Genomic DNA, 3,093 nt, shown 5'->3' on the forward strand with positions numbered 1-3,093 from the left:
GATGAGGGGATGATGAGATGAGGGGATGATGAGATGAGGGGATGATGAGATGAGGAGATGATGAGATGAGGTGAAAGATTCCATCCGATACGTTGTTGTATCGATGGGATGGATGGGGGCGGTGCGTGACGCGGGAATGTCATTTTACGGTGGGGGGCGGCATTTTTGCCCCCGCGTCACAGCACCCTACGGTTCGGGGTTAATTGACTTCGTAACCGAACTTGTTGGGATCGACATCCTCTAAATCGAGATCGGCTAAGCCGTATTCCGCCCAGCGTCGATCGACCATTTTCGCCACCTCCGGATCGGATTCTAACGGTTCTCCCCATTCGTGTTCCGTTTCGGGGGGAACTTTCGTCGTGGCGTCGATTCCCATGCGTCCCCCTAACCCCAGTTTCTCGCTGGCGAAATCTAAGGTGTCGAAAGGCGTGTTCGGGAGGATAAAAACATCGCGACTGGGATCGACTTTCGAGGAAATCGCCCACACCACCTGACGCGGATCGCGGATGTTAATGTCTTTGTCAACGACGATGACGAACTTCGTATAGGTAAACTGCGGTAAGGCACTCCAAAAGGCTAAGGCGGCGCGGCGGGCTTGACCGGGATAGGCTTTGTCAATGGAGATAATTGCCGCTTTGTAACTCAAGGCGTCCATCGGAAGGAAGAAATCCACGATTTCGGACACCTGCTGCCGTAAAATCGGCGTGTAAATGCGGTTGAGGGCGATCGCCATCATCGCTTCTTCCTTCGGCGGACGACCGCTAAAGGTGGTGAGATACACAGGATCTTTGCGGTGCGTCATGCAGTGGAAGCGAATCAACGGCGAATCTTCCACGCCGCCGTAATAGCCCATGTGGTCGCCAAAGGGTCCGTCGGGAAGCATTTCGCCGGGGGTAATGGTTCCTTCGAGGACGAATTCCGATGCGGCGGGAACTTCCAAATCCAGGGTCTTGCATTTCGTCAGGGGAACCCCAGAACCGCCGTAAAGTCCGGCGAACAGCCATTCGGATAAGTCTACGGGAATCGGCGTCGCCGCCGCCATGAGAATCAAGGGATCGACGCCGAGGGCGATCGCAATTTCCAGTTTTTGACCCCGTTCGGCGGCTTTCCGCAAATGTCGCGCCCCGCCGCGAACTGAGAGCCAATGCACCGTCATGGTATTGTTCGATTGCAACTGCAACCGATACACGCCCACGTTGGGGGTTCCCGTTTCGCAGTCTTTGGTAATCACCAATCCCAAAGTGATAATTTTCCCCGCATCGCCGGAATAGGGGCGAATCATGGGAATTTTGTGAAGGTCGAGGTCGTCGCCTTCCACGACGACTTGTTGACAGGGGGGAAAGAAATCCCGTCCCGGCTTGGCTTTGACTACGTCGAAGAGGAGTTTTCCGAAGTCGATGGCTTGAGATATCTTTTTCGGGGGTTTGGGTTGTTGCAACATCCCCAGTTTTTTGCCGAGTTCTTCGAGTTCCTGGGGTTTTTCCATGTTCATCGCCCAACATACCCGCTGTTCGGTCCCCAGCAGGTTGACGGCGACGGGAAACTCTGCGCCTTTGACGTTCTCGAACAGGAGGGCCGGACCGCCTGCTTGCAACATCCGGTTGGAAATTTCGGCGATTTCGAGGTCGGAATCGACTAGGGCGTTGATGCGGCGCAGTTGTCTGCGTTCTTCGAGTAGGTTGAGGAATCCCCGTAAGTCTCGTGCCATGCTTTACGTTTTGTTACCGTTGCGTTTTTCTTATTATCGAAAATTTTGGGTCTTTTACGCCGTCCTTCTAGGACGGCTTTAACTTAGCATGGCCAACTGGGAGCGGGGACTTAAATACATATTTTGTGTATTTTGTCAATCCCAGATCTCGAAAAGTTTTCTGCACCACTGAGCATCATCCCCTCATCTATCAAAAGAGTGTCTGCCTATAGAAAGATGTAAATTTCCTCGTTGTTTTCTCCAATAGAAATAGAGATAGACAATCCGAGGTGTTTTATATATGACTATCTCGATCGCTTCATTTATTCGATCCGAGTTAAACGATTTAACGCAAATTTCCCGAGATCCCTGCGTGTCCCTATATATGCCGACTCATCAGGCAGGGACGCCTGCCGTGCGCGAAGATCCGGTACGCTTAAAAAATCTCGTGAGCGAGGCCGCACAAAAGCTTCAGGAACAGGAGTTTCCTGCCTCGAAGATCGAGGCCATTTTACAACCGGCCAAACAACCGATCCAACCGGATAACCGGAGTTTTTGGCAGTCTCAGAACCAAGGCTTAGCGTTGTTTTTGGCAGAGGGAACGTCTTTCCACTATCGTCTGCCCCATCATTTCGAGCCGCTGGTCGTCGTGGGCAATCGGTTTTACCTCAAACCCCTGTTCGGCCTGCTCTCGAACGATCGAGACTTCTACGTGCTGGCGTTGAGTCTCAACGGCGTGCGGTTGTTGCGGGGAACGCGCCACCATATCGAAGAGCTTAAGTTCGACAACGCGCCGCAAGGTCTGGCGGAAGCCCTGCCATACGAAGATCCCGAAAAACAAGTCCAGATTTACACGGGCGGTCCGGCGACGACGGTTCGCTACGGACAAGGGGCAGCGACGAGCGATCGAAAAGAGACGATTCGCCGCTATTTCCACCAAGTCGATGATGCGGTGCGCGAGAAACTGGGCGACTCGAAACGTCCGCTGGTTTTAGCGGGAGTCGATTACCTACTGCCGATTTACCGGGACGCGAACAGCTATCCGCACCTGCTTGAGAAAGGGGTTGAAGGCAATCCCGACGAGTGGAAACCGGAAACGCTACACCGTCAGGCTTGGCAAGCGATCGCACCCGAGTTTCAACGACAACAGCAACAGGCGCGAGAGCAGTTTTACGAACTCGCGGGCACCGGACAAGCGACCGATCGCCTTGAGGAAATCGTTCCGGCTGCCTATTCCGGTCAAGTGGATACGCTGTTCGTCGCTGAAGGCGTCCGACGCTGGGGACGGTTCGACCCGCAAACGCGCCATGTGGAGATGGACTCTTCTCGAGAGCGTAACGCTGAAGATTTGTTAGAGTTAGCTGCCCGTCAAACTCTGTTACAAAACGGCACGGTGTATTCGGTCG

2 protein-coding genes are annotated in these 3,093 nt (G+C 53.7%); one reads left to right on the forward strand and one right to left on the reverse strand.

Features of this window, described 5'->3' with window-relative positions:
- Positions 1-199: 199 nt before the first annotated feature.
- Positions 200-1,708, reverse strand: a complete 1,509-nt coding sequence (locus ACP5D4_RS21335) for a UbiD family decarboxylase (protein ID WP_428013616.1) — start codon at positions 1,706-1,708, stop codon at positions 200-202.
- A gap of 280 nt (positions 1,709-1,988) precedes the next feature.
- On the opposite strand from ACP5D4_RS21335, the gene ACP5D4_RS21340 reads away from it, so the two are divergent.
- The coding region (locus ACP5D4_RS21340) for a hypothetical protein (RefSeq protein ID WP_428013617.1) at positions 1,989-3,093 on the forward strand (1,105 nt) is incomplete at its 3' end.

This window comes from Baaleninema sp., from assembly GCF_049974805.1.
In the GTDB taxonomy this organism is placed as follows: domain Bacteria; phylum Cyanobacteriota; class Cyanobacteriia; order Cyanobacteriales; family Geitlerinemataceae; genus Baaleninema.

Bases quoted from the DNA above. Each gene is read 5' to 3' on its own strand.
- ACP5D4_RS21335 (WP_428013616.1), bottom strand. From the start codon at position 1,708: ATGGCACGAGACTTACGGGGATTCCTCAACCTACTCGAAGAACGCAGA.